17 protein-coding genes and 1 pseudogene are annotated in these 25,853 nt (G+C 46.9%); 5 read left to right on the top strand and 13 right to left on the bottom strand.

Annotated elements, in window-relative coordinates:
• Window position 1 precedes the first annotated feature (1 nt).
• The 3 genes from AMS66_RS09235 to AMS66_RS09225 all read right to left on the bottom strand — a co-directional run bounded on the left by AMS66_RS09235 (window position 2) and on the right by AMS66_RS09225 (window position 4,911).
• Complete coding sequence (locus AMS66_RS09235) at window positions 2-1,933, bottom strand: asparagine synthase-related protein (RefSeq protein WP_053780504.1); 1,932 nt, start codon at window positions 1,931-1,933, stop codon at window positions 2-4.
• The gene (locus AMS66_RS09230; RefSeq protein WP_053780503.1) at window positions 1,930-3,189 is read right to left on the bottom strand and encodes a sulfotransferase family protein; all 1,260 of its coding nucleotides are present in this window, start codon (window positions 3,187-3,189) and stop codon (window positions 1,930-1,932) included. The genes AMS66_RS09235 and AMS66_RS09230 overlap by 4 nt, the downstream gene beginning before the upstream one ends.
• 381 nt (window positions 3,190-3,570) lie before the next feature.
• Window positions 3,571-4,911, bottom strand: a complete 1,341-nt coding sequence (locus AMS66_RS09225) for an MFS transporter (RefSeq protein WP_053780502.1) — start codon at window positions 4,909-4,911, stop codon at window positions 3,571-3,573.
• 262 nt (window positions 4,912-5,173) lie between these two features.
• Here AMS66_RS09225 and yhbH point away from each other — a divergent pair, with 262 nt between their 5' ends.
• On the top strand, window positions 5,174-6,340 hold the full coding sequence (gene yhbH, locus AMS66_RS09220; protein ID WP_053780501.1) for a sporulation protein YhbH: 1,167 nt from the start codon (window positions 5,174-5,176) through the stop codon (window positions 6,338-6,340).
• The gene (locus AMS66_RS09215) at window positions 6,337-7,776 is read left to right on the top strand and encodes a SpoVR family protein (RefSeq protein ID WP_053780500.1); all 1,440 of its coding nucleotides are present in this window, start codon (window positions 6,337-6,339) and stop codon (window positions 7,774-7,776) included. The genes yhbH and AMS66_RS09215 overlap by 4 nt, the downstream gene beginning before the upstream one ends.
• Before the next feature lie 65 nt (window positions 7,777-7,841).
• On the opposite strand, the gene AMS66_RS09210 is transcribed toward AMS66_RS09215, so the two are convergent.
• The 7 genes from AMS66_RS09210 to AMS66_RS09180 form a co-directional block, all read right to left on the bottom strand.
• Entirely contained in the window at window positions 7,842-10,313 is a 2,472-nt protein-coding gene (locus AMS66_RS09210) for a bifunctional diguanylate cyclase/phosphodiesterase (RefSeq protein WP_053780499.1), read from the bottom strand.
• 286 nt (window positions 10,314-10,599) lie between these two features.
• Window positions 10,600-12,261 carry an ABC transporter substrate-binding protein gene (locus AMS66_RS09205; RefSeq protein WP_053780558.1) on the bottom strand — a complete coding sequence of 554 codons (1,662 nt, stop codon included), beginning with the start codon at window positions 12,259-12,261 and terminating at the stop codon, window positions 10,600-10,602.
• Between the two features lie 117 nt (window positions 12,262-12,378).
• On the bottom strand, window positions 12,379-14,148 hold the full coding sequence (locus AMS66_RS09200) for a sensor histidine kinase (RefSeq protein ID WP_330219305.1): 1,770 nt from the start codon (window positions 14,146-14,148) through the stop codon (window positions 12,379-12,381).
• 12 nt (window positions 14,149-14,160) lie between these two features.
• Entirely contained in the window at window positions 14,161-15,831 is a 1,671-nt protein-coding gene (locus AMS66_RS09195; protein ID WP_082350625.1) for a response regulator, read from the bottom strand.
• 187 nt (window positions 15,832-16,018) lie between these two features.
• Window positions 16,019-17,026 carry a LacI family DNA-binding transcriptional regulator gene (locus AMS66_RS09190; RefSeq protein WP_053780497.1) on the bottom strand — a complete coding sequence of 336 codons (1,008 nt, stop codon included), beginning with the start codon at window positions 17,024-17,026 and terminating at the stop codon, window positions 16,019-16,021.
• Window positions 17,027-17,155: 129 nt separating this feature from the next.
• Complete coding sequence (locus AMS66_RS09185; RefSeq protein ID WP_053780496.1) at window positions 17,156-18,160, bottom strand: globin-coupled sensor protein; 1,005 nt, start codon at window positions 18,158-18,160, stop codon at window positions 17,156-17,158.
• 244 nt (window positions 18,161-18,404) lie between these two features.
• A complete protein-coding gene (locus AMS66_RS09180) occupies window positions 18,405-20,300 on the bottom strand; it encodes a PrkA family serine protein kinase (RefSeq protein WP_053780495.1) in 1,896 nt (631 codons plus the stop codon).
• A 361-nt stretch (window positions 20,301-20,661) separates the two neighbouring features.
• Here AMS66_RS09180 and AMS66_RS09175 point away from each other — a divergent pair, with 361 nt between their 5' ends.
• Window positions 20,662-21,507 (top strand): DUF2161 domain-containing phosphodiesterase, encoded by an 846-nt coding sequence (locus AMS66_RS09175; protein ID WP_082350624.1) that lies wholly within the window; start codon window positions 20,662-20,664, stop codon window positions 21,505-21,507.
• A 93-nt stretch (window positions 21,508-21,600) separates the two neighbouring features.
• On the opposite strand, the gene AMS66_RS09170 is transcribed toward AMS66_RS09175, so the two are convergent.
• The 3 genes from AMS66_RS09170 to AMS66_RS09160 form a co-directional block, all read right to left on the bottom strand.
• Window positions 21,601-22,227 (bottom strand): FMN-dependent NADH-azoreductase, encoded by a 627-nt coding sequence (locus AMS66_RS09170; protein WP_053780494.1) that lies wholly within the window; start codon window positions 22,225-22,227, stop codon window positions 21,601-21,603.
• Between the two features lie 240 nt (window positions 22,228-22,467).
• On the bottom strand, window positions 22,468-23,691 hold the full coding sequence (locus AMS66_RS09165) for an aminotransferase-like domain-containing protein (RefSeq protein ID WP_053780493.1): 1,224 nt from the start codon (window positions 23,689-23,691) through the stop codon (window positions 22,468-22,470).
• A gap of 143 nt (window positions 23,692-23,834) precedes the next feature.
• Window positions 23,835-24,491: a response regulator transcription factor gene (locus tag AMS66_RS09160; protein WP_053780492.1), complete on the bottom strand. Its 657-nt coding sequence runs from the start codon at window positions 24,489-24,491 to the stop codon at window positions 23,835-23,837.
• A gap of 441 nt (window positions 24,492-24,932) precedes the next feature.
• Between AMS66_RS09160 and AMS66_RS09155 the strand changes: the two genes are divergently transcribed.
• Together AMS66_RS09155 and AMS66_RS32685 are read left to right on the top strand one after the other, a co-directional pair.
• On the top strand, window positions 24,933-25,343 hold the full coding sequence (locus tag AMS66_RS09155; protein ID WP_053780491.1) for a uroporphyrinogen-III C-methyltransferase: 411 nt from the start codon (window positions 24,933-24,935) through the stop codon (window positions 25,341-25,343).
• A pseudogene (locus tag AMS66_RS32685) lies at window positions 25,340-25,853 on the top strand (phosphodiester glycosidase family protein); the annotation flags it as partial. The gene AMS66_RS09155 and the pseudogene AMS66_RS32685, both read left to right, overlap by 4 nt.

Genomic DNA, 25,853 nt, shown 5'->3' with positions numbered 1-25,853 from the left:
ATCAGAACTTTCGGATGAATCGATACACGATCAGGCTATGCATCATCAACCGCAAGTCCGGGTGGGAAGCGAGCTCGGGCCGAGGGTTCGGAAAATTCGCAAGTGCGGACTTGATTCGCTCTGTGTTCAATATGCCGGCGACCCGGCTGTCAGAACATAGCGCACGCAATTCGGCAGTAAAATCACCCCAATTGGGAATCATGCGGTGCAACCAATCCGCGGGCTGAACACCGCGAACTCGCTGGTTTAATCTCACTTTGTCAGGCAGCTCAGGTGAGGTAGCCCGACGGATCAAGGCACGGTCCGTTCCTTGACTAACATATTGTTCAATCGGTACGGACAGACAGAAACGAATCACTCTGGCGTCACTCGTAGGGTCACGCTCCCACGCCCGATAACGAAGAGAGCATTTGGTCGCGACAGCACCATTTTTGTTCGCAATGGCCAGGTTATTGAATTTCTCTGCCCGTACTTTGAGAGCATCTGCTTGGGCGCCGCCTTGCAGAACGATAATGGATTTGAGCCGTTCCAATACACCAGTTCGCCTAGCAAACTCCGGATGGATTAATTGCACCGATGCGGCTTGGGCAGCTCCCTTCGACATGGATTTGAACAATTCCGGATACGCTTTTCGGCCCGTAATTTTAGCAATTCGCGAGAATTTCATCCCGGTACGTTCACTGTACTGCTGCATTTCCCGGAGCCACCGGAACCAGCGTCCGGTTTTTAGCAAACTGGCGTAATAATCTAGTGCTGGTCCCCAGGAGACCGTGAAGTTGCCCCGTGCTCCAGTCAATAGAATACCTGCATCCTGCTGACTCGCTTTTTCATAGAACCCGCGAATCCAGAACGAATTCTCAAAATATTTATAAGGCATTTCCATAATATCAAGCCAGGTATCCACTTCACTAAGAGGGCTTCTCCCCTCAAAATCAAGATAATTCTCCGCGATATTACCGACATGATTAACCGTAGACTGGATAAAAGGGCGTTCATCCGCTAACAGCGTTTTCGATGTATAATCCGTAAAATCAGACACCGGAACATAGCTGTACGCATTTAACGTTTTCCCCTGTCTCCGTAGTGTTCCTGAGGCATATCCAACCACGGCTCCAGAATCCAGCCCTCCACTCAAAGCAGCAGCCACCTGTCGATGCGTTCGCAAACGTGATCCAACAGCTTGACCAAATACCTCACGGAATGCTTCTACATATTCCCCGTCGGACTTGAGTCTTAGAGGCTCCACTTCGTCCCAGCGATGATATTGTTTCTGTTCCAACCTTCCATCCCTGAAGCTAAGCGTATGGGCAGGGGGAAGCTGGCTTACTCCGCGATAGACGGTAGAATGGATATCTGCCGAGTCATGCATATCAGGAATGGCAAGAAATTCGGACAACCAGATTTCATCCAGCTCTTTATGTACACCTTCCAATTGCAGCAACGGATTCATTAAGGTACAGAAAGCAAACCGCTCACCATCATGCCGAAAATAAAAGGATCTCATGCCAGTAATATCTCTGGCAGCGAATAGTCTGCGCTTGCGATCGTCCCAGATTGCGAAGGCAAAATCACCAAGCAACTTCTCGGCCATATGTTCATCCCATCGCTGATAGGCACGCAGGATGAGTTCACTATCCGACAATCCTGCTAACTCTGCTCTCGATATGGACAGTTGATCTGCCAGCTGTTCCCGATTATCCAAAATGGCATCCGCCGTGATGGTCAGACCGCTCACTTCATCATATAAAGGCAATTGCTCGCTGACCGACTCCGGCGTAATCCACTGGGCGTGGCAGCTCAGGAAGGCTTCATTGCCTTTCCAGACCCCCGTTGTATCCGCTGGAACGTGACCCAGACTGGCATACAGACGCCAACTGTCTTCCCATAACGCTTGCTGACCATCGGTATGAACAATTCCTGCTATAGCGCTCATGACTTTCCTCCCCGGAGTATCTTGCGCTGTGAAGCCCAGGCGCTTATCTGGTTACCAAACGGAATCAAGGACTTGATACGCTGAATCTTGCTGTGAGCAGAGGCAAGCTGTACCTTCAATCGTTCCCGCTCATTGTACCCTCGCTCCAGCCGATTATCGGCTGCACGAAGTGCGGCTTCCAGTTGCCTGATCGTTGCCAGTGCGGCCAATGTCGGATCAATCGCATCAGGTTCAGGCGCTCTATTATTTCCATCTTGAGTACTGCCCGCTACGTCTACAGGCTGCATCCGGTAACCTTGCTGCCAGCTGCTGCCCGTTGCCTCTGAAAATTGACGTGTTAGCTTGGAAATGACTTCCTCATCTGGGCCAGCTTCGTAACGCACACCCGTCCATTGCTCGGCTTCTTCGAGCTGTTCACTGTACCCTATCCGATGGAACAGATCTGCACCCATTACACGGCAATAAAATTCAACTTCCTTCGGATCTAGTATCTTTTTCCAGTTGTTAACAGAATCTTTATGAGCTTCCTGATGCGAGGACAGAAACGGATCACCGACACCCATACTGTAGAACATATTGGACTTTGTACTATCCGTAAAGCGTCCATATTGCTCTATTCCCTCTTCATATCCGATACCAAGAAAACCACATAGCTTTTCCATTTCTTCCTGAGGACTGGAGACGAGTTGTTCGTACTGAACTTCATAGGCATTCGTGTGTTTGTCCGCAAAATAATCATTCAAACGGAGCATACCCAGCGTGAGATCGACTGCTTTCATATTGAGGTTCGGACTCTGCAAGCTGCGAATTAGTTCGAAGCCTTCTCCAGTATGGCGGTTTACCTTTTTGTAGGAAGCAGCTATGGCAAGGGGGTTACGCTGAAGATGAATGCGCTTGGACTGTGGAAACAGGCGATCAAGCCATTCCAGCATATAATAGTAACGAGGAGATTTATCTACGAGGAAGTCTGCCCCGCTCCCCTCCAGAAATCCGTTATAAATTTCAAGAGCAAAGCTTCTGCAAGCCTTCTCAAAACCTTCATCTGATACCATGGCGCTGTAAAACTGACGGATAATTGCACTTCCTCCGTAGGGGCGGGAATCAGCCTGCTTTAAATCTACAAGATTCATCAGAAACCACATCTCCTGTGTGGCAAATACACGGCTGTGATTTTGCAGCATCACGGTGGATAGCGAACTTCCACTGCGAGGTACACATAGTAGTAAGACAAGTCCGTTACCATGAACATCTACCAAGGGCAGCCTCTCCTCTGTAAAATTAAAATAAGCATGCAGTTGGTATAGCTCTTTATATCAATATCCGCTAATATTCCCATACGGGAATAGGTAAAATGGATGATGTACTTTCGACAACTTTTAGATACGATATGTATTTATACTTTTACTCTATGATACAAAATGTATCATGTCAATCTTTTATTTTCACCTTTTCATAATATCTTTCTATCCACTCTATTCTGTTCTCTGTCGTTTAAGCACTTATACTTATTCTATGTCCCTCACCATTTGTAACTGTTGCACAAACATGAAAAAACTCCGGAGCAGTTTACGAATAAACAGGCCCACGGAGCTACTATTATTAATGATGAACATTAGATATAAAACATGGTTAACCACTCATCCAGTCGATCTTGCCTCTGAGCCTTTCCCCGAAATGGGATGAAGCACCCACCCATGTTCTTCTTCCTGATTTGCCTGAATCGCATCCGACATGCCCTGCTGCACCTTAACAGTCAATAAAACTGCAATCCCAACAGCGAAAAAGAAAATCAGGGACAGAATCCCCCAGCGGGTTGACCCTGTTAATTGACCCACCCAACCGAATACAAACGGTCCAAAAATGGAAGAGAACTTGCCTGTAATATTAACAAATCCAAAATACTCTCCTGTTCTGCCTGCAGGCATCAAATTGCTGAACAAGGAACGCGCCGTCGATTGGCTCACGCCCTGAACTACGCCAACCAGTCCAGCGAGCAGATAGAAATGAATGGCTGATGTCATGAAATACCCCAAGATAACAATGCATATGTAAATGGACAAGCTGACCATTAACACCTGCTTCGCACCCCAACGCTGTGCCCATGCCCCCAGCAACAACGTGCAAGGAAACCCGATAAACTGAGTCAGTAACAAGGCCAACATCAGATCCGCTGTCCCGATCCCAATGCTTGTTCCGTAAATGGTTGCCATCAGGATAATCGTGTTAATGCCATCATTGAAAAACCAGAAAGCAACCAGCAACCTCATCAACTGGGGAAAACGCCGGATCTGACGAAAGGTTTGGCGAAGTCTGCGTACGCCCACACCAGCATACCCTTTCCATGACTTGGGCATATCCGGCGATGCAGGACGACGCGGGGCATGGCGAAATAATGGAATGGAGAACACCAGCCACCACAATGCCACGGAGATAAAAGCAAGTCTTGTTCCAGCAAGCGTACTCCCCATCCCAAACCAGCCAGGCTGCTGGATCATCAGCATATTGACCGCAAGCAACAGCCCTCCACCAATATAACCATAGGCATACCCTTTGGAGGAGATCATATCTCTTTGCTCGGCTGATACCAGATCAGGCAGCATCGCATCATAGAACGTGTTGCCACCCGCAAAACCGATTGTCGAAATGACCAGTAGAGCAGAAGCGAGCAGCCAGTCTCCCTCTCCAATGATGCTGAATCCAAGCGTTGCGATGATGCCAATGATGGAGAATACTTTTAGAAAGTCGCCCTTACGTCCCGATAAATCCGCTAAGGTCCCCAGCAAAGGGGTTAACAATGCTACACATAACATACCGATAGAATGGGTATACGCCAGATAAGATGCCGAGGTATCTGCATCCAGTGTAGCTGCAGCCACGGAAGCGTAAAAGACGGGAAGAACGGCTGCAAGTACCGTCGTCGCATAGGCCGAGTTGGCCCAATCATACATAATCCATGCCTTAATTGCCCGTTTATCCAAATGTTATCCTTCCTCTGCACACATCCCTCAAAGGGATGCCAAGTACACACCTGTCCCTATTGTAAAGGAAGTTCGTCACACTTGTTCATCGTTTCTGTAAAAAAGTTCAGTTCGATCTGTGCAATTTTAGACGATCCAAGAAGGGAAACTCGCGTAATTGTATCATTTTATCTACTCACGCATCACATATCGTCCCCGCCCGTGAATATACTTAATTACCGACAGGCCAAACTGTGCCGCGTAATTAATGGGGGGTGCCTACATGTCAAATTCACACCAGCCTTACTCGTTCGTCGTATCCCGGGAAGATTGGTCGCTTCACCGCAAAGGGTACCAGGACCAGCAACGCCATCAGCAAAAGGTTAAAGATGTCATCAAGCAGAATCTGCCTGATTTGATTACCGAAGAAAACATCATTATGTCCGATGGACAACAAATCATCAAGGTACCAATCCGCAGTCTGGATGAGTACCGTTTTGTGTATAACTACCAAAAGCAAAAACATGTGGGGCAGGGGGACGGTGACAGTCAGGTCGGGGATGTCATCGGTCGTGATCCCGCTTCGAAGAAGCCAGGCAAAGGTGAAAAGGCCGGAGATCAGCCGGGGCATGACATTGTTGAAGCCGAGGTAAGTATCGAGGAATTGGAAGATATGCTTTTTGCGGAACTGGAGCTTCCAGATCTGAAGCAAAAAGACAAAGATCAGATTGAGACACATACGGTGGTATTCAACGATATTCGCAAAAAAGGCATGCAGTCCAATATTGACAAGAAACGCACCATATTGGAAAACTTGCGCCGTAACGCCACTACCGGCAATCCGGGCATTCACCATATCAGTCCGGATGATCTGCGTTACAAGACGTGGGAAGACAAAATCATTCCTCAGTCCAATGCGGTCATTATCGCCATGATGGACACTTCCGGGTCCATGGGCTCCTTTGAGAAATATTGCGCACGCAGCTTTTTCTTCTGGATGACCCGTTTCCTCCGCCGTCAGTATGAGAAGGTTGAGATTGTTTTCCTCGCCCATCATACCGAAGCCAAGGAAGTGACCGAGGAGGAATTTTTCACCCGCGGCGAAAGTGGAGGGACCATCTGTTCCTCTGTATATATGAAGGCATTGGAAATTATTGATAGCCGTTATCCGCCTTCCAGCTACAACATCTACCCTTTCCACTTCTCGGACGGGGATAACCTGACCTCGGATAATGAGCGTTGTGTCAAACTGATTGGTGAATTGATGAAGCGCAGCAACATGTTTGGTTATGGCGAGGTGAATCAGTACAACCGCAGCAGCACACTCATGTCCGCCTATCGTCATATCAAGATCGACCAGTTCATGTATTATGTGATCAAAGAAAAAGGCGAAGTGTACAAAGCTTTGCGCAGCTTTTTCCAGAAACGGGAAGGAGGCAGCGTAAGATGACAGATGAAATCCGCGACCTTGAATACGCCATTGCCGAGATTATGGAGATTGCCGATGGATTCGGCCTGGATTATTATCCGATGCGTTATGAAATATGCCCTGCCGATATCATCTATACCTTTGGAGCATATGGTATGCCGACCCGGTTCAGTCACTGGAGCTTCGGGAAGACTTTTCATAAAATGAAGATGCAATATGATTTTGGACTCAGTAAAATTTATGAGCTCGTAATCAATTCCAACCCTTGTTACGCCTTCCTTCTGGATGGCAACTCCCTGATCCAGAACAAGCTGATTGTCGCACACGTACTGGCTCACTGCGATTTTTTCAAAAACAATGCCCGCTTCTCCAAGTCGAATCGCAATATGGTGGAGAGCATGGCAGCGACTGCTGACCGGATCAGCAACTATGAGATGGAATATGGTACAGAGGCTGTTGAAGCGTTCATTGATGCCGTTATAGCCATTCAGGAACATGTCGATCCACAGTTGATCAAACCCCGCCATTTGGACAAACAACGTTATATGGAGATGAAAATGCGGGAACAGCGCGGCCAGAAAACGCCTCGACCGGAAGGTCGCTATGATGACCTGTGGTCCCTTGATGATATCCAGATTGAAGAAAAACCTGTAGAGGGAATACAGGTGCATCACTTTCCACCAGAACCGGAAAAAGATGTGATGTGGTTTATCCAGGAATTTTCCGAAGTGTTGACGGATTGGCAGCGGGATATTATGAGTATGATGCGTGAGGAAATGCTCTATTTCTGGCCGCAGATGGAAACAAAGATCATGAATGAAGGCTGGGCCTCCTACTGGCATCAACGTATTATAAGGGAACTGGACCTAAACAGTGAGGATACAATTGAATTTGCCAAACTGAACTCTTCTGTCGTGCAGCCATCCAAGCAAAGTTTGAATCCCTACTATTTAGGGCTGAAAATATTCGAGGATATTGAACGTCGCTGGGATAACCCGTCCCGCGAAGAAAGAGAACGTTTTGGACGTCAACCTGGGCAGGGTCGTGCCAAAATGTTTGAGGTGCGCGAATTCGATTCCGATACCTCTTTTATCCGCAATTACATGACCAAGCAATTAACCGAAGACCTCGACCTCTATGTATTCGAGAAAAAGGGCCCGGACTGGAAAATCACCGACAAGTCCTGGCAAAACATACGGGATCAGCTTGTATTTTCACGCATCAATGGTGGTTCTCCATATCTGGTCGTTCAGGACGCCGATTACCTGCGAACAGGGGAACTCGTGCTCAAGCATCAATATGAGGGTATCGAGCTGGATCTGAAATATATGGAACGGACCCTGCCTTATCTGTACCGCCTTTGGGGGCGTACCGTCCATGTGGAAACACGGGTGGAAGATAAACCGATCTGGTTCACATATGATGGCAAGAAGCACCACCGCAAGTTTTTATCATAAGAACACAAAAAAGCGGCAAGTCCCTGGCATATGGCGGGGACTTGCCGCTTGGCATTTCAGTGAAATTAGAGAATCGAAGGAGTTCCATGCATCCGCAGTGGCACAAAAAAGTCATGCTCCACTTCGCTTGCCGGCAATGGACGGCTGAAATAATATCCCTGAATTTCACGGCAATCATTTTGCATCAGAATATCCAGCTGTCCCTTCGTCTCGATCCCTTCCGCAATTACTTCCATCTTCAGGTTCTGAGCCATCGATATGATCGTGGCCACAATCGCCTGGTCACTTCGGCTCTCCGTAATGTCCGTCACGAACGAACGATCAATTTTCAGTTTGTGAATTGGAAAATTCTTCAAATAACTCAGTGAGCTATATCCTGTTCCGAAATCATCCAGACTGATTTTGACCCCAAGCGCTGTAAGTTCATTCAGAATACCTGTGGATACCGACGCATCCATCATCATGCTCTCTGTAATTTCCAATTCAAGATAACGGGCATCAAGCTCTGTCTCCGTGAGTGCATTTTTGACCTGCTCCACCAGGTTGGATTGATGAAACTGCTGACTTGACAAGTTAACGGATACCGGAATGAGCGGTCCGCCACTGGCATGCCAAAGTTTCATCTGTCTGCAAGCTTCGCGCAGTGTCCAGTTCCCAATCTCATAGATCAAGCCTGTCTCTTCTGCCAAAGGAATGAACACATTCGGAGACAGAACGCCCTTGTCTGGATGATTCCAGCGAATCAAGGCCTCTACGCCGATCATACGGCTGTCTTCTGTACGTATCTGAGGTTGATAATATAGGACTAACTCATCCCGTTCCAGTGCTTTGCGCAAATACCCTTCCAGTTCAATTCGTTCATACAGCTCCGAATCCAGTTGGGCCGTGTAAAACTGGAAACCGTTCTTGCCGTTTTTCTTAACTTCATACATGGCAGAGTCTGCATGCTTCAACAACGCATCCGCTCCTGTTCCATGATACGGATACATGGCGATCCCAATGCTGGCTGTAACGTAAAAGTCGTTTTCCTTTAATCGATAAGGTAGCTGAATCGCTCGAACAATCCGTTCTGCCAGTTCGGCCACCCGTTCCTCATTCCCCTGCTCATTCGTAACAACCAGTGTGAATTCATCGCCCCCCATACGAGCAAGCATGACATTATCCATCGCTTTCGGGTCTGAATCCTGGATCGCACTCAAAATTCTGCTGCTCACTTCTCGAAGAAACACATCTCCAATGGAATGTCCGAGGGAGTCATTAATCATTTTGAAACGGTCGATGTCCATCACCATAACCGCAAATGAACTTCCTGTTGCCAAGGAAGTCGCGATCGTGCTCTCCAACACCTCATCCAGCTTGCGACGATTTGGGAGCCCTGTCAGGGGATCATGTAGAGCCTGATGGCGGATGCTTTCCTGAGCCTGTTTCTCCTCGGTGACGTCTTTGATCAGAATGTGGCTTCCCTGATGTTTACCATCAATCATTACAGGCACTACAGCGATACTTAGGTCAAGATGATTTCCCTGAACGTTTTTCATTTTCCCCATGAAATGCTGCTGCTCACGGGTATCGTCATCCCACACCACGTGGTGCACTTCACTTGTCCAATGAATATCAACATGCTGTGAAATCTCATCAATAGAACGATGAATGATCTCTCTTTCCTGGTACCCTGTAATCCGTGTGACTGCAGCATTAATTCCCTTGATAGCCCCTTGCTTATCCACCGAAATAATGGCGTCTGAATGGTTTTCGTACAGGGCCTGATACCACTGTTCATTTTCGTGAATCCGGCGATCCTTCTGAGATAGACGCTGATTAATAAAGATACCGAACAAGGTCAACCCCAATGCAATAAAAGTACCCGCTGCAATCAGATACGCGAGAAGTGAAGGTTCAATCTGCATGCCCGAACCAGCGATTGCGTCATGTGCATGATGAAATCGTGCAGCTGACATCCCCGTATAATGCATTCCCGAGATACCCAGCCCCATAATGAGTCCACTACCCATCTTGTAAATCCATGTATATCGTGACTGATGCTGCCGGAAGAAAAACATGAGCCATAAGGCAGCAAATGAAGCTAAGGCTGCAATCAGAATTGACAACACCACCCTGCCAGGCTCATATGTAATTGGAACGGACATGGCAGCCATTCCGACATAATGCATGCTGCTAATGCCTGCGGTCATAAGCACTCCCGAGATCAGGAGCTTACTTTTTTCACCCGACTGCTGACCTGCAATATTTAACGCTACACCAGATGCAATGATTGCAAGCAGAACGGATAGAATGACCTCACCTGTGGAATAGGACATATGCATGGGAAGAACAAAGGCCAGCATGCCCACAAAATGCATGGACCAGATTCCCAAACCCATGGCGACTGCCCCGCAGGTAAGCCACACATTTCGGGACATGCCTTTAGCCAGACTTACCCGGCCCGCAAGGTCAAGCGCTGCATAAGAAGCCAACGCTGCAATAATGTAAGATAAAATAACCAGTTCTAAGTTGTACGTTCCATGTAGGTGCTCCACTAACTTTGTCCTTTCAACCCGGGAAATGCCTTGTATGTATGCAAAATGTAAAAAAGAAGCGAGTGCCCTGTCTGGACGACAGGCACTCCCTCCACATCATTTGTCTGGTGACCGCCGACTTGTTATAAAGCCAAAGTCATACATCTCAAACCCGTTAATATTGATGTATATAGTCTAAACGTCCTAGCCCTTAAAATCAACACTTTTTTCCAGAAAAACGGATGTTTAATATCGACGAATTCCTATCCACCATGCGCCTTGGAGTCGTTTATTTCCCTCGCTTACCTTATTCGCCTTGGACCCGTTTCGCCTTCTTGCGAACTTCTTCGGTCATCGTCTGCTCATAGACCTTCACATCGAGCTTGTTGAATTCCTTCACATATTCATCCCAGACTTTGATAAAGTCAGCCGGACTGGAGAGGACCAGTTTGGGCACATATTTCTTTTGCAAATCCGTACGTATCTGCGCATAGATTTGGGCGGTGGAACCTTGATCAAAAGCAATGCTCCAAGCCGGGTACCATGGACGTTCATCCGGCGCTGCGAACAGCTGGGAGAACGTCTCCACACCATACTTCTCCAGAATGAGCTTATCTCCATCCGTATAGGAGAATTGGGCCACTTCGGGTTGTCGTTCTACACCGACAGAATTACCATCAGGCAGAGTCGATCCATTACCGTAACGTGGCCAGCTGTATTCAAAATATTTGAATCCGAACGATTGACGGAACTCATCTGAATCCGTTTTTCGGATCATTTCTGCTGAACGCGTAAACCGTCCCTTGTCATCCACTTCATAGGTCTCTCCTTCGATCCCCCAGTTGGACAGAATCTGATTCTCATCCGTTAACAGGTTATCGAAGAATTGGATGATACGGACCGGATCTTCCGCGCTTACGGTAATGCCTATCCCCCGGTTATTAACAAAGCTCGGCGGATCAGTATACTGATCCTTGGTGTTTGGGTCGTATACAATCGGCATTGCCATATAACGCAAATCGTCATTACTGGCTTCCTTCAGATTGTTCATCTCCTGCCCTACCTGCCAGGCATAATCAAAGAATCCAAGCACTTTCCCACTGGTCACTTTCGCAAGATACTGGTCATAGTTATCGACAAAGGAGGACTTATCAAACAGCCCTAATGAATTCATTTCATTTAGCTTCTGCATCCAACGTCTGGTCTCTTCGGTCAGCCCATAGTCCTTGGCTTGCTTTGTCTGCATATCCACCATAATTGCTCCATCATTCGGATAACCTGCAAGATGCATGGCCGGGTTAGTGATCGTAAAAAATTTATCATCATACGTTAATGACAGGAATCCAGTCAATCCTTCATCCCTGTGTTTGTCAGCGTATTGTTTAATCAGATTCATGTATTCATCCAGCGTGGTGATCTTTGGATATCCAGCCTCCTTCAATACACGACGCTGTACCCAGAAGGCACCTTGATCCACATTCGGATTAGGCAGATAGTCTCCAACCACTGCGCTCATGGGCAGAAAATAAATGTTGCCGTCATCCTCTTTCATCAGATTGTAGTACGGCTCATACACCCGTTTAATGTTTGGGCCATACTGATCAATCAGATCGTTGAGAGGAATAAATGCACCGGCATCCACGATTTTGTCAATAGCCCCGTCCGGGACCATCACATCGGGGTACTTGTTGCTCGCAATCATCGTTCCGATTTTGGTATTAATATCACCAACCAGGTATTCAATTTTGAAATTAACCCCCGTTTGTTCCTCCAGCTTTTTGCCGATTGTGGTTTCATTTGTATTGATGTCCTTGCCCGAACCCGCTTTAAAATACGAGAATGTCACTTTCTCTGTGCTTACTTTGCCGTCTCCCCCTGCTCCAGATTCCGGTTTAATCTCACTTCCTCCCCAGGAACAAGCCGTCACCATGGTTAAAGCTAATACTGCCGGCAGCCAGCGCTTCAGCATGTGATTAACCAATATGAACGCACCTTCTTTCTCACCCCACTAATGTAAGCACTTTCATTATAAGGTTGATAACAAACTTTGTTTACCGGATAAACTATAGGTTTATGCTTAGAATGTTTAATTCTTTGGCAGATTGGATGAATCTTCAAGGGGTAAACCAATTTCCACACGTGTGCCTGCCCTGGGAGCGCTATCGATCTGAATACGGAACCGGCTATCGTAGATCAGCTTCAGACGATAGATGACATTCTGTACACCTACGCGATCCCCCATTGAGTCTTCCGTTTCCACGTAAGAGAGTAGTTGCTTTCTTTTGTCCTCTGTCATGCCTGCCCCGGAATCCTCCACCACACAAATCAGTTCTGTACCTGTTCGCCGAATACAAAGTCGAATTTCCCCACCTTCCTTCAGTGGTTCGATACCATGAATGCTGGCATTTTCAACAAAAGGCAACAATGTCATCTTGGGAATGGAACAATCCGCAGCCTCTGGGTCCAGATCAATCGTATAATTCAGCTTGTGACCGAAACGATATTTCTGGATTTCAAGAAAACAGGTCACATACTCCAATTCTTCCTGTATGCTGACTTTATCCCGATTCCAGGTTAGGGCATTTCGAAAAATTTTAGCCATATGATAAATAATTCGTGCCGTCTCATCCTCATCTTTCATGAGGCTGCGCATGCGGATGGTCTCCAGCGCGTTAAACAAAAAATGCGGATTAATCTGGCTCTGCAATGCGTTTAATTGGGCATGCCGCCGCTGTAACTCCAAATTTTTATGTTGAATGTCTGCTACATAGACGTCGTTAATCAAACGATGGATCGTCATCGTCATGCGATTGAATTCGGCTGTCAGCTGCCCAATCTCGTCCGACGATTCCGGCTGTCTGATCGGTTCAAATCGCTGATGCTTCACTTTTTCCATGTGTTTCAGTATTCGTGCCAGCCTCACGTGAATTGTGCGTGTCATCCAGATAATGATCCAGGTCGGCAGAATCAGATTGATACAGGCCAGTACAACGACGAGGTGACTGGGTTTGCCCAATTCCTTGTAAATCTCGGATTCATCGAATATCCCGTTGATTTTCCATCCCTCCATTTCACCGGACAACGGATAGGCCATTTCGAACTCTTTCTTACTTTGTTGATCCATGACATCACTATAATTCACGAGTTGACTGGTCCATGGGATACCAGAATCCGTCGAGTAGTCTATTTGTCCAGCCGGATTAATCAGATAGAGGTTGCCCTGTACGTTAAGGTTGGTGAAAATCTGACGAATCGTCGACGGCTTCAGATCCAGTCGTACGAACTTTTCCTTCCACCCGGGCAGAGCTTCATAATAATTGAGTTTACGTAAAATGCTGAACGTCTGCCGGTTCCCTTCAGGACCGGATCTCAACATAATGGGTGCGGAGTGTTCACTGTTTGCCAGCAGCCTGTACGGCTCGGACTGTCGAACCTCTTCGGTCAGAAACTCGACTCCCCCGGAAGGCAGTACACTTTTGTTATCCACATATATCGTCAAGCCTTGGAGGGAGCGGTAGCCAGAGTAATAGGTATTCAGGATTTTGCGAAGATAAGAATCGTAGGCTTCGATATACTGAACCGGATTGGTGTAATTCACATCCAGCATGTCATTTAATATACTGTCCGTATAAAAGCTTGAGGAAAAATCGGCCGCATTGCGAATTTCCCCCATAAATTGACTTCGAATCTGTTCCATTCCTTTGGAGAGGTCGGCCATTCGCTGGGATTTTACGTTCGCTATAGTCACCTGATAGAAAATAACATTAGTCAGGATAACGGGTACGAGTACAAAGAAGAGATATAAGATCAGCATTTTATCGCGTAAGCGGATATTATTAAAAAAGTTGAGCTTCACGCTTTCATCTCCCTACCCTTCATCCATGATGCGATTTCGATATTCCGTAGGAGCGCATGATTCCGTTTTCTCAAATTGAGTTGCGAAATAATCACTGCTTCCGAACCCAACCCTCTCGGCGATTTCATATACTCGCATATCCGTCTGACGCAGCAGCTTCTTGGCTTCCTCCATCCGAAGTTGAAGCAGAAAGTCGTTGAAATACACGCCATACACCTTGCGGAAGCGTTGACCCAAATAGACCGGATTCATGTAAAATTTGGAGGCAATACTTCTCAAACTGATATTGCTGCTGTAGTTGGCTTCAATATAATGTTTGATTTTTGTCATGGCACCCCTGTGATTGTACTGACGCTGTTCAGCCAGCTTCCGCGCTGAATCCAGCATGAAAACCGTCAACAACTGTCTGGCCTCAGCCAATGTTCCCCGCTCCGCTTGCCATGCCAGAATTGGTTTGAACGAAGGTATCTCTTTCACATTCGCCTCAGCCGATTTCAGAATCAATAGTACTGCTGAGATCAGTTGGTGAATTGCCGACGTCACTGCAATAGGAGCATAATGTGCCGTTCTCATGTCAGAGAACCATTCATTCAGTGCATTCTCCAACGCCTGAACCCGTTGTTCCTCCATAAGTGTCAGGAGCTCCTGCTCCTTTTCATGATCGGTATGCACCCACTGTACAGACTCATGCTGCATGTCATCATACAGAACGATCCCACTCTTCTCTGAAATAAATTTATAGGAAATCGCCTTCAGTGCGGTTCGATAGGCATGTCCAATGAGTAAAGGTTCATAACAAACCTTCCCGATATATATGCTTACAGAGTCATGACCCATTTCGGCGAAGCAGGATTGCATTTGCCCGGCAACCGCATGTAGATTCATTGAATAGGGGCGTAGATGTTCCGCAGTTAACAGAACTCCGATACGTTCGCCGTGCTCTTTTAAATGCAGATATGAGCGACTTGGATACAGCCTCCCAAGAACAGACTGCACGACCCGACTAAAGTTCTTTCCCTTCCCGGCTTGCAGCCCCTCCTCTTGAGCATTATCCAAAACCCGCAAATTTGGCTTGTTATTCTCAAACAGCAGGTATGTCAGCGGGTCGTCAGCACGCGTGCCCGTCAGTTCAGTCCACTGTTCAACCGTTTCTGAATCTGATTCGCCATAGATGAACTGATCAAGTAATCTGACGTATTCCTGCTCACGTCGGGCTTGTTCAGCATGTTTGTGACGATTCAGCTCACCCGCCAGCTTGCATAAAGTCTCCTCCAGTTCAACCTCATCAATCGGCTTCAAAATATAATCCTGTACCCCGTACCTCACTGCCTGCTGGGCGTAAGCAAAATCATTATATCCGCTTACGATGATAAAATAGGGCTGTTTGCCCTTGGTTAGAACCTGCCCATCACGCTCAACCGTGCGCCTGATCAATTCCAGGCCATCCGTCTCCGGCATGCGTATGTCTGTAATGACAACGTCAGGCTGTAACTGTTCCATTTGGGTACAAGCCTCATCCCCATCGTTCGCCTCTCCAGCCACTTCGAACCCGCATGCTTCCCAGCGGATCAGTTTTCGGAGTCCTTTGCGTGCGTATACTTCATCATCAACCAGCAGTACCCGATGCATGACCATCACCCTTCCCCATTGAATGACAATTGCAGTGTCTGTACCAGTGTTCATTCGTAAAAAAGTAAGCGATTACATAAATTTTTGTATTATTCTGCCTTTTATTGTTAGGGTCTGTGTTGCAAAAAGTCAACAGCTTTTCCTGCCAGCTTTGCACAGCAACTTCTGATTACCCGTTTTTTCTTAGCATAAAATGGTACCAAAAAAGCACAGCCTCTAGGCTGTGCTGGTTTCAGGACCTTTACCCGTTATTCGCAGGTGCAGTCGTTTGACGAATCACCAGATTGGATGGCTCCGTAATGACCGGGGGAGTATATGCAGGATTCTCAATCATGAGGATCAGATATTCGATTGATTTGATCCCAATAGAATGAATGTTTTGATTTATCGTGGTTAACCCCGGCTTGAACACTTCCGCATAGTATGTGTTATCAAATCCGACAACCGATACATCCTCCGGCACCCGTAAACCATGCTTCTCAATTTCGTGGATCGCACCAAAAGCAGACATATCTGAAGCACACACAATTCCCGTAGGCTGGTCCTTCAATGCAAGCAATCGGCGAGCTGCCTTACTGCCACCATCAAAAGAATAGTCACAGACCTCCAGATACACCGTTGAATATGGAATGTCGCAGACACGCAATCCTTCCCGATATCCATCCAGTCGAAGGTTGGCTACGGCAGGCCCAAGTGTACCTGAAATATATGCAATTTTCCGGTGACCCAGTTCATGCAAATGCTTAACACTCATGGCAATGGCATTTGCATTATCCGTCGTTATGTATCCTGCCCGCTTGCCAAACAAGTCGGTATCAATAAACATCGTCGGAATCTCCGCCGTAACCAATTCCTGAATACTCTTGTTGTCTCTTCCTTCCCCGAAAACAACCACACCATCCACATTTCGGCTGCGGCAATGTTTAATAAATGAGTACGTCGGATCATCAAAACGTGTAGATAACCGTACAAGATCGTATCCACTGTTTTCAAGTGCTGTTTTGATTCCTTCAAGCAACTCTGATACAAACGGATTGGTAAAAGGAACTGTCAACAATACACCTACCGTCCAAGAACGGCGTTTTACAAGTCCACGTGCAACCACATTCGGTTGATATTTCAATAGTTCGATGGCTATATTGACTTTTTTGCGAGTTTTGTCACTTACATCGGGATAATCGTTCAGCACTTTGGAAACGGTTGCAACAGATACGCCCGCCTCTTTGGCCACATCATGGATAGAAGCCACCTGATCACCTCAACCTCTTTCAAATCCCCTGTCTCCGGCTGCATTCACTATGACATCGGCAGGTTTGTCTACCCATTATAGCTTAAAACAGCCAGAAACGGTATCACAGGTTCAAGCCAGTGTTACCGGCTATTCTTGATGATCCAATTTCCTTAGATCAAATGCCAGTTTCTCCATTGTCGTAGCAAAAACCGCAAGCTCTTCTGAACGGGATGCCTGACGCCTTGCCCCCGAAGCGGTATGCTTCGACTCTTGTTGAACACTGCTCAGCTTCTTCATGATCTGTGCCAGGTTCGACTGAATTTTTCCTTGAGCCTCACGGGAACTAGCCGCAAGCTTGCGAACCTCGCTGGCAACCACCTCGAATCCCCGGCCAAATTCTCCTGCATGTGCAGCTTCAATGGCGGCATTCAAGCCCACGAGATGACTCTGATCCGAGATTTCGCGAATAAGCTCACCCATTTTGCCAATCTGATGAATTTCTTTGGTTAACTCTTCCAGTAGCCCATTTGCCTGATCCTGAGAGGCTGCCGTTTCCCTGGCGACATCAGAGATGGCCTGAGCATTTTCGTTCAATTCACTGATCATGCCTGTCAACTGCTGTGTAATCTGCGTAATCGCCAGCAAAGTGTGCTGCTGATCTTCAGCAAGTTGATTTAACTTTTCCTTTTCCTTCTTCTCGTAAGCCTCCAATACAAGCTGTGAATCGAGATTGAACATTTTACTAAGGGCCTGAATGACCAGATGCCAGCTTTCAGGGATAACTTGCTGGAATATGCTCGTTGCAATATCGAGGTAAACCATATACGTGCCCAGATAATAATCTTCGGACAAACCAATGCGGGAATGGACCAGTCCGATCGCAATTCGCTGTTCAATATATGCATCATCAACCACACCATCGGTCATGGATAACCAGTATTGCTTTTGTGTTTCTTTCAAACGATCAATGGAAGAGAAGCGGGCAATCAGATCGACCAAATTCGGATAATTGCCCACATGATTGTAGAAATGGTCCACCACTTCGTCAACGACTTTCTCAAAAGCAGGTCGATGATCAGCAAGCAATTGCAGATCCCCCGCATTCAATCCAATATAATCAAGTTGTTGTTGTCTTGCTATAGTAATACTCATAACTAGTTCTGTCAGCTCCTTAATAACCACAAAAAATAATAAATTGTAAATATCTGTATCTATTATAGACTAAATGACCTAATTTTACATATACCATAAGAACTAATTTGTCATGGAATTGACCTTCCTTGTCAGTTTATCAGTCTTAATTGCGCATCTCCCCATATAAAAAGACCCCTGACCCTGCTGTGAGGCTCCTTCACAGCAGGCGTCAGGAGCCTGATCCGGAATGGTTCGTTGCAGATCAGCGATTCAACAGACTGCCCACATAACGGAGCAGTTCATTCGCGCTGGCTGCGGTGTAGCCATGTTCTTCAATCAACCGTTTAATCACTTCATTCATTCGTTTTAGCTGCGTAGCATCTGGTGTCTTGGTTGAAGTTGTGATCTTCACAATGTCCTTCAAGTCAGTGAACAGTTTCTTCTCAATCGCTTCACGCAGACGATCATGACTGCTGTATTCGAACTTCCGTTCCTTGCGGGAATAAGCCGAGATGCGGATCAATATCTCTTCCCTGAACGCCTTTTTGGCATTTTCGGAAATACCGATTTGCTCCTCAATCGAACGCATTAAGCGCTCATCCGGGTCCATCTCCTCATCCGTCAGTGGATCACGAATTTTAGACCAGTTGCAGAATGCCTCGATATTATCGAGGTAATTTTCGAACAGCGTTCTGGCCGACTCTTCGAACGAGTAGACAAATGCTTTCTGCACTTCTTTCTTCGCCAGTTCATCGTATTCTTTACGTGCCAGAGCAATAAAGTTCAGATAACGCTCACGTTCCTCTTTTGTAATTGAAGCATGCTGATCCAGACCATCCTTGATTGCCCGCAGAATATCCAGCGCGTTAATGCACTGAAGATTTTGTTTAATCAAAGCACTGGATATCCGGTTGATGACATAACGCGGATCAATGCCCGACATGCCTTCATCCAAATATTCATTTTGCATCTCACGCAGATCGGCTTCTTTGTACCCTTCTACTTCTTCACCGTCATACATCCGCATTTTTTTGACCAGATCCATGCCTTGTTTCTTCGTTTCTTTCAAGCGGGTAAGTATGGAGAAAATGGCTGCAGTCCGCAGGGCATGCGGTGCAATATGGACATGCTTCATGTCACTCTGCTGAATGAGCTTGCCGTAAATCTTCTCTTCCTCGGAGACCCTCAGATTGTAGGGAATCGGCATGACAATCATCCGGGATTGCAAGGCTTCATTCTTTTTGTTGGAAATAAACGACTTGTACTCGGATTCATTCGTATGCGCCACAATCATCTCATCCGCACTGATTAAGGCAAATCGGCCTGCTTTAAAATTACCTTCCTGTGTCAGGGATAACAGGTTCCACAGAAACTTCTCATCACATTTCAGCATCTCCTGGAATTCCATCAATCCACGGTTGGCCTTATTCAATTCTCCATCAAAACGATAGGCACGCGGATCGGATTCGGAGCCAAATTCGGTAATGGTTGAGAAGTCGATACTTCCGGTCAGATCAGCAATATCCTGTGATTTTGGGTCAGACGGACTGAATGTTCCGATCCCCACCCGGTTATCTTCGGAGACAATGACCCGTTCCACCCGTACCTGGCTGACATCCCCGCCGTATTCGGTACGAAGCCGCATCTGGCAAGATGGGCAGAGGTTACCCTCAATACGGACACCAATCTCCTTCTCCACTTCGGGACGAAGTTCCAGCGGAATCAGATGCAGAGGTTCCTCATGCATTGGGCATCCCTCAATAGCGTATACGGCACCCTTTTCTGTCCGTGAGAATTGTTCAAGGCCACGTTTCAGCAGCGTCACCAGCGTAGACTTTCCTCCGCTGACCGGACCCATTAACAGCAGAATCCGTTTGCGCACATCCAGCCGGCGTGCTGCCGAGTGGAAATATTCTTCCACCAGTTTTTCAATGGACCGATCCAGCCCAAAAATCTCCTGTTCAAAAAACTTGTACCGTTTGTTCCCCCCTACTTCTTCCACGCCAAACGATTCAATCATCTGGTACACTCGTGCGTGAGCCGTCATTGCCGGAGTCGGGTCCTCTCTCAGCAGTGCAATATAATCTTCAAATGTCCCGTTCCATGATAAACGGTCACTCTCTGCCCGATGTTCCGCAACGCGTTCAAAAATATTCATGCTTGGTACCTCCCATGGCTCCTTTAGTGTGATTGTCAACCATTCCGAATGGTATGAAGAAATCAATAGAATTACGGCTTCTGCTTGAATACCAATCTTGCGGTCCGGATTAGTCCCGCCACCATCTGTCCAAACATCAAGTATTGTTGTGAAAAGTGTATTACATACCTATGCGGCAAATCGGATAAGTTGACCTCTTTTTTTCAATTTGCGACTCTTAATTTGAGGCTTTCCCTGTTCTATCAGACATCTTGTGCACTCAGAAAAAAAAGAACGGATATGATATAATGAAGGTTCTAAATTCAGAAAACGGGACAATACATGGCCAGTGAAGAGCCACTTCAGGAAAGGAGCAGAAACGATGGCGGTAAAGTACGAAACCGAATTATATTCGCCTGTAAAGGCTTTTTTCGAACGACGCGGCTACGACGTGAAGGCTGAAGTCAAACATTGTGACCTGGTTGGGGTCAGATCGGACCAGAATGAGCCACTCATTGTGGAGATGAAAAAAACATTTAATCTGTCCCTGCTGCTGCAGGGAATGCAGCGCCTGAAGCTCAGCCCCTTCGTGTATCTGGCTGTTGAGCGGAACCGCAGCAAGCGCGGCGCCGTGAACCAGCGCTGGGGAGAATTGACCGCACTGTGCAGACAACTTGGACTGGGGCTTATAACGGTCACGTTCTACAAAACCAAATCTCCCCTGATTGATGTGCTGTGCGAACCTTCTGCCCAAGTTCATGCGCCAGGTGGCAGTACTGTTGTTCGTAAGGGCGGTATTCGGCGACAACGACTGCTGAAGGAATTCGACGAGCGCAGTGGTGACTACAACACAGGAGGAAGCACACGCAGACAACTGGTCACCGCTTACAGGGAAAAGGCATTGCGTGTGGCTTCTGCTCTTCGCGCTAAGGGAGAAGCCTCCCCGGCCTCTCTCGCCAAACAGACAAACGTAGGTTCCGCTGCGGCCATTCTGCAAAAAAATTATTACGGCTGGTTCGAGCGGCTATCCCGTGGACGATATGTGCTGACGATTAAGGGTGTGCAAGCACTGACCGAGCATGCTCAGATGCTTGAGGATAATGATATGATTGAGCGGAGTTTAAATGAACTAGAAATGGATTTTTCTCTGGTTCAACATGACGACAGTGAGCTGGATCATATTGCGGAAGTAGCGGAGCCCTACCTGATCCATGAAAGGAATGTCTAAGGAAATGTAGCTTCTTGCAAAATGAAGATGCAAAAAAAGCCTGTCATCTCCGTGGAGATTACAGGCTTCTCGTGTTTCTATATATAATTGCTATTAGAAGCTTGCTGCTACTTCAGAAGCCAATTTCAGACCTGCTGCCACGATTTCTTGGGAACGGTCAGGTGAAGCGTTGTGACCTTCAACGATAACCAGTTCAGGGTTTTGGATACCCCAGAAGTTCAGTACGTTTGTTACATATTTCACGGACATTTCTGCAGATGCCATAGGCTCTACGGAGTAAACACTACCACGCGCGTTCAGCAATGCCACTTTTTTGTTGCCAACAAGACCTACAGGGCCTTCAGCAGTGTATTTAAACATTTTACCAGCTTGGCTCAGGTAGGAAATGTAGTTCACCAGTGGTGCTGGAACAGTGAAGTTCCACAGTGGGAACGCAAATACCACTTTGTCTGCTGCCAAAAATTGATCTTGCAATTGCGCAGCCAGTGTAGCCGCTTTTTGCTCTTCTGGTGTTGCTTCGATGCCGTTAGCTGCTTTGTATCCACCAGTAATTACAGTGTTACCGTAGTAAGGAAGATCTGTATTATAGAGATCCAGTTCGGTAACAGTGTCACCTGGGTGGGATTCTTTGTATGCGCTCAGAAATGCATCGTACAATTGTACGCTGACTGCTTGATCTGCAGGACGGTCGTTTGCTTTGACAAATAAAATGTTAGACATGTTCGTTCCCCCGTTAGTTAAAATATATGAGTGCTTCTCCTGAACTTGCAATGATTGCAGCTTATATAAAGAAAACAACAACTCATTAATACATATTATATATAAAAATGTTAGTGGATGCAATAACGTAATTACTTTGGGGGTAACACATTTGCTTCCAAATCCACTGCCTGGAACTTCTGCTGGCCCAGGTCCCAGGCGTGAATTTGACCATAAATTCTTTCTGTTCCTATATCCGGTCTAGCTCCGGGCTGTAAACTCTGTGATGGACTCACTGATCAGATTCATGCCAAGCAGCAATTCATCCCGGCCGGGATGGCTGAAGTTCAACCGGATGTACCGATGATCCTGTTCGCCAGTGGAACAGAGTGAACCGGGAAGAAAGGATACCCCTTTTAACAAAGCAGCTTTGAGCAGAGCTCCGCTGTCCAACCCATCCGGCAACTTTACCCACAGATACATCCCCCCTTCAGGAATAATGTACTGACTCCCTTTCCAACCCGGACGTTTCAATAATTCGAGCATAAGCTTGAGTCTGGTCTTGTACTCCCGGTTCAGCATGGACAGGTGATCGCTCCACTTAAAAGGAGAATGAGCCAGCAGTTGATACAATAACCGCTGATTCATGGGGCTGGACTGTCCATCTGCTATTCGCTTCACTGAGGCCATAGCCTGAATCAGAGCCGGATGTCCGGCAGCCCAACCTGTACGCAGAGCGGGTGCTACGGTTTTGCTAAACGAACCAATATAGAGAACATGTCCACCCTGATCCGCCGTATCCAGCGCAAAGAGGGAAGGATACTTCCGGTAGAAATCTCCAGGCTCCAATCCATCGAAATGAAGTTCACCATAGGAATCATCTTCCACGAGCAGCACGCCATAGCGTGAGCACAGATCAAGCACAGCCTCACGCCGTTCCATGCTCCACAGCACGCCGGTTGGATTGGAAAAACTGGGTGCAGCAAAAAGCAGCTTCGGTCTCACCTGCTGCATGTGATGCTCCAAAAGGTCAGGTAAAATGCCATCCCCATCGCCTGTGACGGGCACGATTTTGGCACCCTGCATCTCCAGAACCTCAAGACAGCCCGGAGAGGTAGGATGCTCAACCAGTACGGAATCTCCAGGCTCAAGCAGCAAACGCATCACAAGATCGATGGCCTGCTGAGTACCTGTGGTCAATAGAATCTGCTCTGGTACCGTCCGGATGCCCTTGCGCGTATTCCAATCGTTGTCCAGCCATTCTCTCAACGGTCTGTACCCTGCCGGCTCGCCATACTGCAATGCGGAGGGTCCGGAACTAAATACAGACACCGCTGCTTCTTCCAGCAGTTTGAATGGAAACAGCTCCTCCGCAGGCAGTTCTTCTGCCAAAGAAATGAAATACTCCCGGCCAGACATTTCACGAATGTCCCTCAGCGGTGATGTCAAAAGCCTGTTTGTACGGGAGGCGAAGAAATATTTCATCGGTCCGTTCCCCTTTCATCCCTAATCCGAACTGTGCTCGCAGTCCGTAGCCCCTACAACCTATTCCTGTTGGACACTGAATATGACCAGACCGGACACTTGACGAGTCATCGTACATAGGGATTCATGGAACCACATGCTCGTCAGGATACGGTTTTGGTCTGCCTCGCATATAAAGCGTAACGTTCAATCGCCTGTGCCCTGCTGCTTACATCCAGCTTCACGTATATTTTACGCAGGTAATTATCAATCGAACGTCTGCTAACGTTAATCTCACTGGCTATTTTATCATAGGTTACGCCCTGAACAATTCTTTCCATGATAAAAGTTTCGGTTTCTGTTAATTCAACAATAAGTTCTTCGACCGGAGACTCGACGGGCTGGGCCCACTCCGCACTGGCTAACCAGGATAACGGAATGGATACACACCCCTCACGCAACCCGGAAATCAAATGAATCAGCTGGCTAGGGGAAGCCTGTTTGGATAGCATACCACTAGCACCAAGACTGATCAGATGACGAAATAATTTTACATTGTCCTCGTCCGTTAGAATAATGATGTGACTATGTGCCGAGAGATTTTTCATCTGGGCAATATACTGATCCGCCTGGCCCTCAGGAAGCCGATAATCCATCAATATCAGATCGGGCTGATGAATGTTCACCAAATCAAGACCTTCGGACCCGGTCGAAGTCATCCCCCGTACCAACAGATCCTGCTGTTCTTCCAAAATCAATTTCGTACCCAGCATGCTGGTGGGGTGGATATCTACGATGACCACCTGCCATACTTTTTTCATTGTTGTTCCCCCTGTTATGTATTGGACAAATTCCTTTTCTACCATCAGCCATGATGATGCCTCTATCCTTGCGACAGTCCGTGTATAGAAGAAGCAGAAGTCGAATTATGTCGAAAAATAGAAAAACTCTTGATACAGCTGTAAGAACAGCTCTATTTCTACTGTATTTTGCTGTCTTCACATCAGGACTTTTGTCTTCCCGAGCGAAGAAAGATCAAAATATAGTATAAATTTCCTGCATTTCTATCTAAAAAAGTCGAAAAACTTGCCCAAAGTTCCTACTTATTGCATCTATAAGAAATTGTATCCTAGGACTTCCTTCCGATGCAATCTCTTTTTATCCTATTACTCAAAGAATTTCATTTTTGCGTAATCAATAGGGGCGTGATAGAATGAGGACTGGAAATTTTTTTGTACCTATAAATAACCAGGAGTGATGATATGAAACCTTCTGCCCCACCCTCTGACATCCATCACACCCGGAGCGCCAAAGGTAAGGTCGGATCTTCAGTCAAGCTGTTTCTGGTCATGTGGATTGTTCTCATTGCACTCGGAGTACTCGGAACCTACTATTATAGTAACCACCTCCAGCAACAGATGATTAATCAGCTTCAGACCCATAATCAGCAGCAGATTACGGCGCTCAAAGCCGACTACGAAAAGCAGCTAACAACGATATCCAAGGAAGTAGCGGACCTGCAGGGTCAGGTGCAGTCCTTTAATGAATTGCTGAATTTCACCAAGGATAATGCAAACGATAAAACCGACAACAGCAACAAACTGTATACCCAGCTGAGCGAAGTCAAAAAACAACTGGAAACACTCCAGAAAAAGATGGACCTGCTCAAATGATTACACCCGTAAAAAAGGTTAATCGTTTATTTATGCTTGCACTTGCTCCTTTTGTTGGATTGATATTATGCATGCTGCTGTTTCGTCCTCCGCTTGAACCCGGAGACTTCATCGATTCCGGTCTGACTGAAGAGACCGTTACACCCCGTACCCAGGCGATTAGCCAGGAGCTTGCAGGGGCAAAAGAAGCTGCTGTTCAGACTTCTTCTTCTATTAAAAGAACAACACAACTGTACAATCAGACGACGAGTACGATGTCTACGCTAGTACAGAAGGCAACCGTTCAAGCCGCTCGCCCGGAAACGATCTATAATCAGCGTATCTCCTCCAAGCTGGGCGTTCCGTTTGAACGGATCGACAGTGATCGGCTAACGATTGAACTGTATAGGGTCAACCCAGGCCCTTATAAGGGCTATGCGATGAAAATCAAGCTCAAAGACCCCACGGCCATGAAGATGGCTCTGGACAGCGAGCCTGGGCGTTCTGAGACAACGATGCAGGCGGTTAAGC

The organism is Paenibacillus xylanivorans (assembly GCF_001280595.1).
In the GTDB taxonomy this organism is placed as follows: domain Bacteria; phylum Bacillota; class Bacilli; order Paenibacillales; family Paenibacillaceae; genus Paenibacillus; species Paenibacillus xylanivorans.
This window is presented reverse-complemented; position numbering and strand designations above follow the sequence as displayed.

Bases quoted from the DNA above. Each gene is read 5' to 3' on its own strand.
- AMS66_RS09165 (WP_053780493.1), bottom strand. From the start codon at position 23,691: ATGAAATATTTCTTCGCCTCCCGTACAAACAGGCTTTTGACATCACCG.
- AMS66_RS09160 (WP_053780492.1), bottom strand. From the start codon at position 24,491: ATGAAAAAAGTATGGCAGGTGGTCATCGTAGATATCCACCCCACCAGC.
- AMS66_RS09195 (WP_082350625.1), bottom strand. From the start codon at position 15,831: ATGAACACTGGTACAGACACTGCAATTGTCATTCAATGGGGAAGGGTG.
- AMS66_RS09180 (WP_053780495.1), bottom strand. From the start codon at position 20,300: ATGAATATTTTTGAACGCGTTGCGGAACATCGGGCAGAGAGTGACCGT.
- AMS66_RS09205 (WP_053780558.1), bottom strand. From the start codon at position 12,261: ATGCTGAAGCGCTGGCTGCCGGCAGTATTAGCTTTAACCATGGTGACG.
- AMS66_RS09235 (WP_053780504.1), bottom strand. From the start codon at position 1,933: ATGAGCGCTATAGCAGGAATTGTTCATACCGATGGTCAGCAAGCGTTA.
- AMS66_RS09170 (WP_053780494.1), bottom strand. From the start codon at position 22,227: ATGTCTAACATTTTATTTGTCAAAGCAAACGACCGTCCTGCAGATCAA.
- AMS66_RS09155 (WP_053780491.1), top strand. From the start codon at position 24,933: ATGAAACCTTCTGCCCCACCCTCTGACATCCATCACACCCGGAGCGCC.
- AMS66_RS09185 (WP_053780496.1), bottom strand. From the start codon at position 18,160: ATGAGTATTACTATAGCAAGACAACAACAACTTGATTATATTGGATTG.
- AMS66_RS09215 (WP_053780500.1), top strand. From the start codon at position 6,337: ATGACAGATGAAATCCGCGACCTTGAATACGCCATTGCCGAGATTATG.
- yhbH (WP_053780501.1), top strand. From the start codon at position 5,174: ATGTCAAATTCACACCAGCCTTACTCGTTCGTCGTATCCCGGGAAGAT.
- AMS66_RS09175 (WP_082350624.1), top strand. From the start codon at position 20,662: ATGGCGGTAAAGTACGAAACCGAATTATATTCGCCTGTAAAGGCTTTT.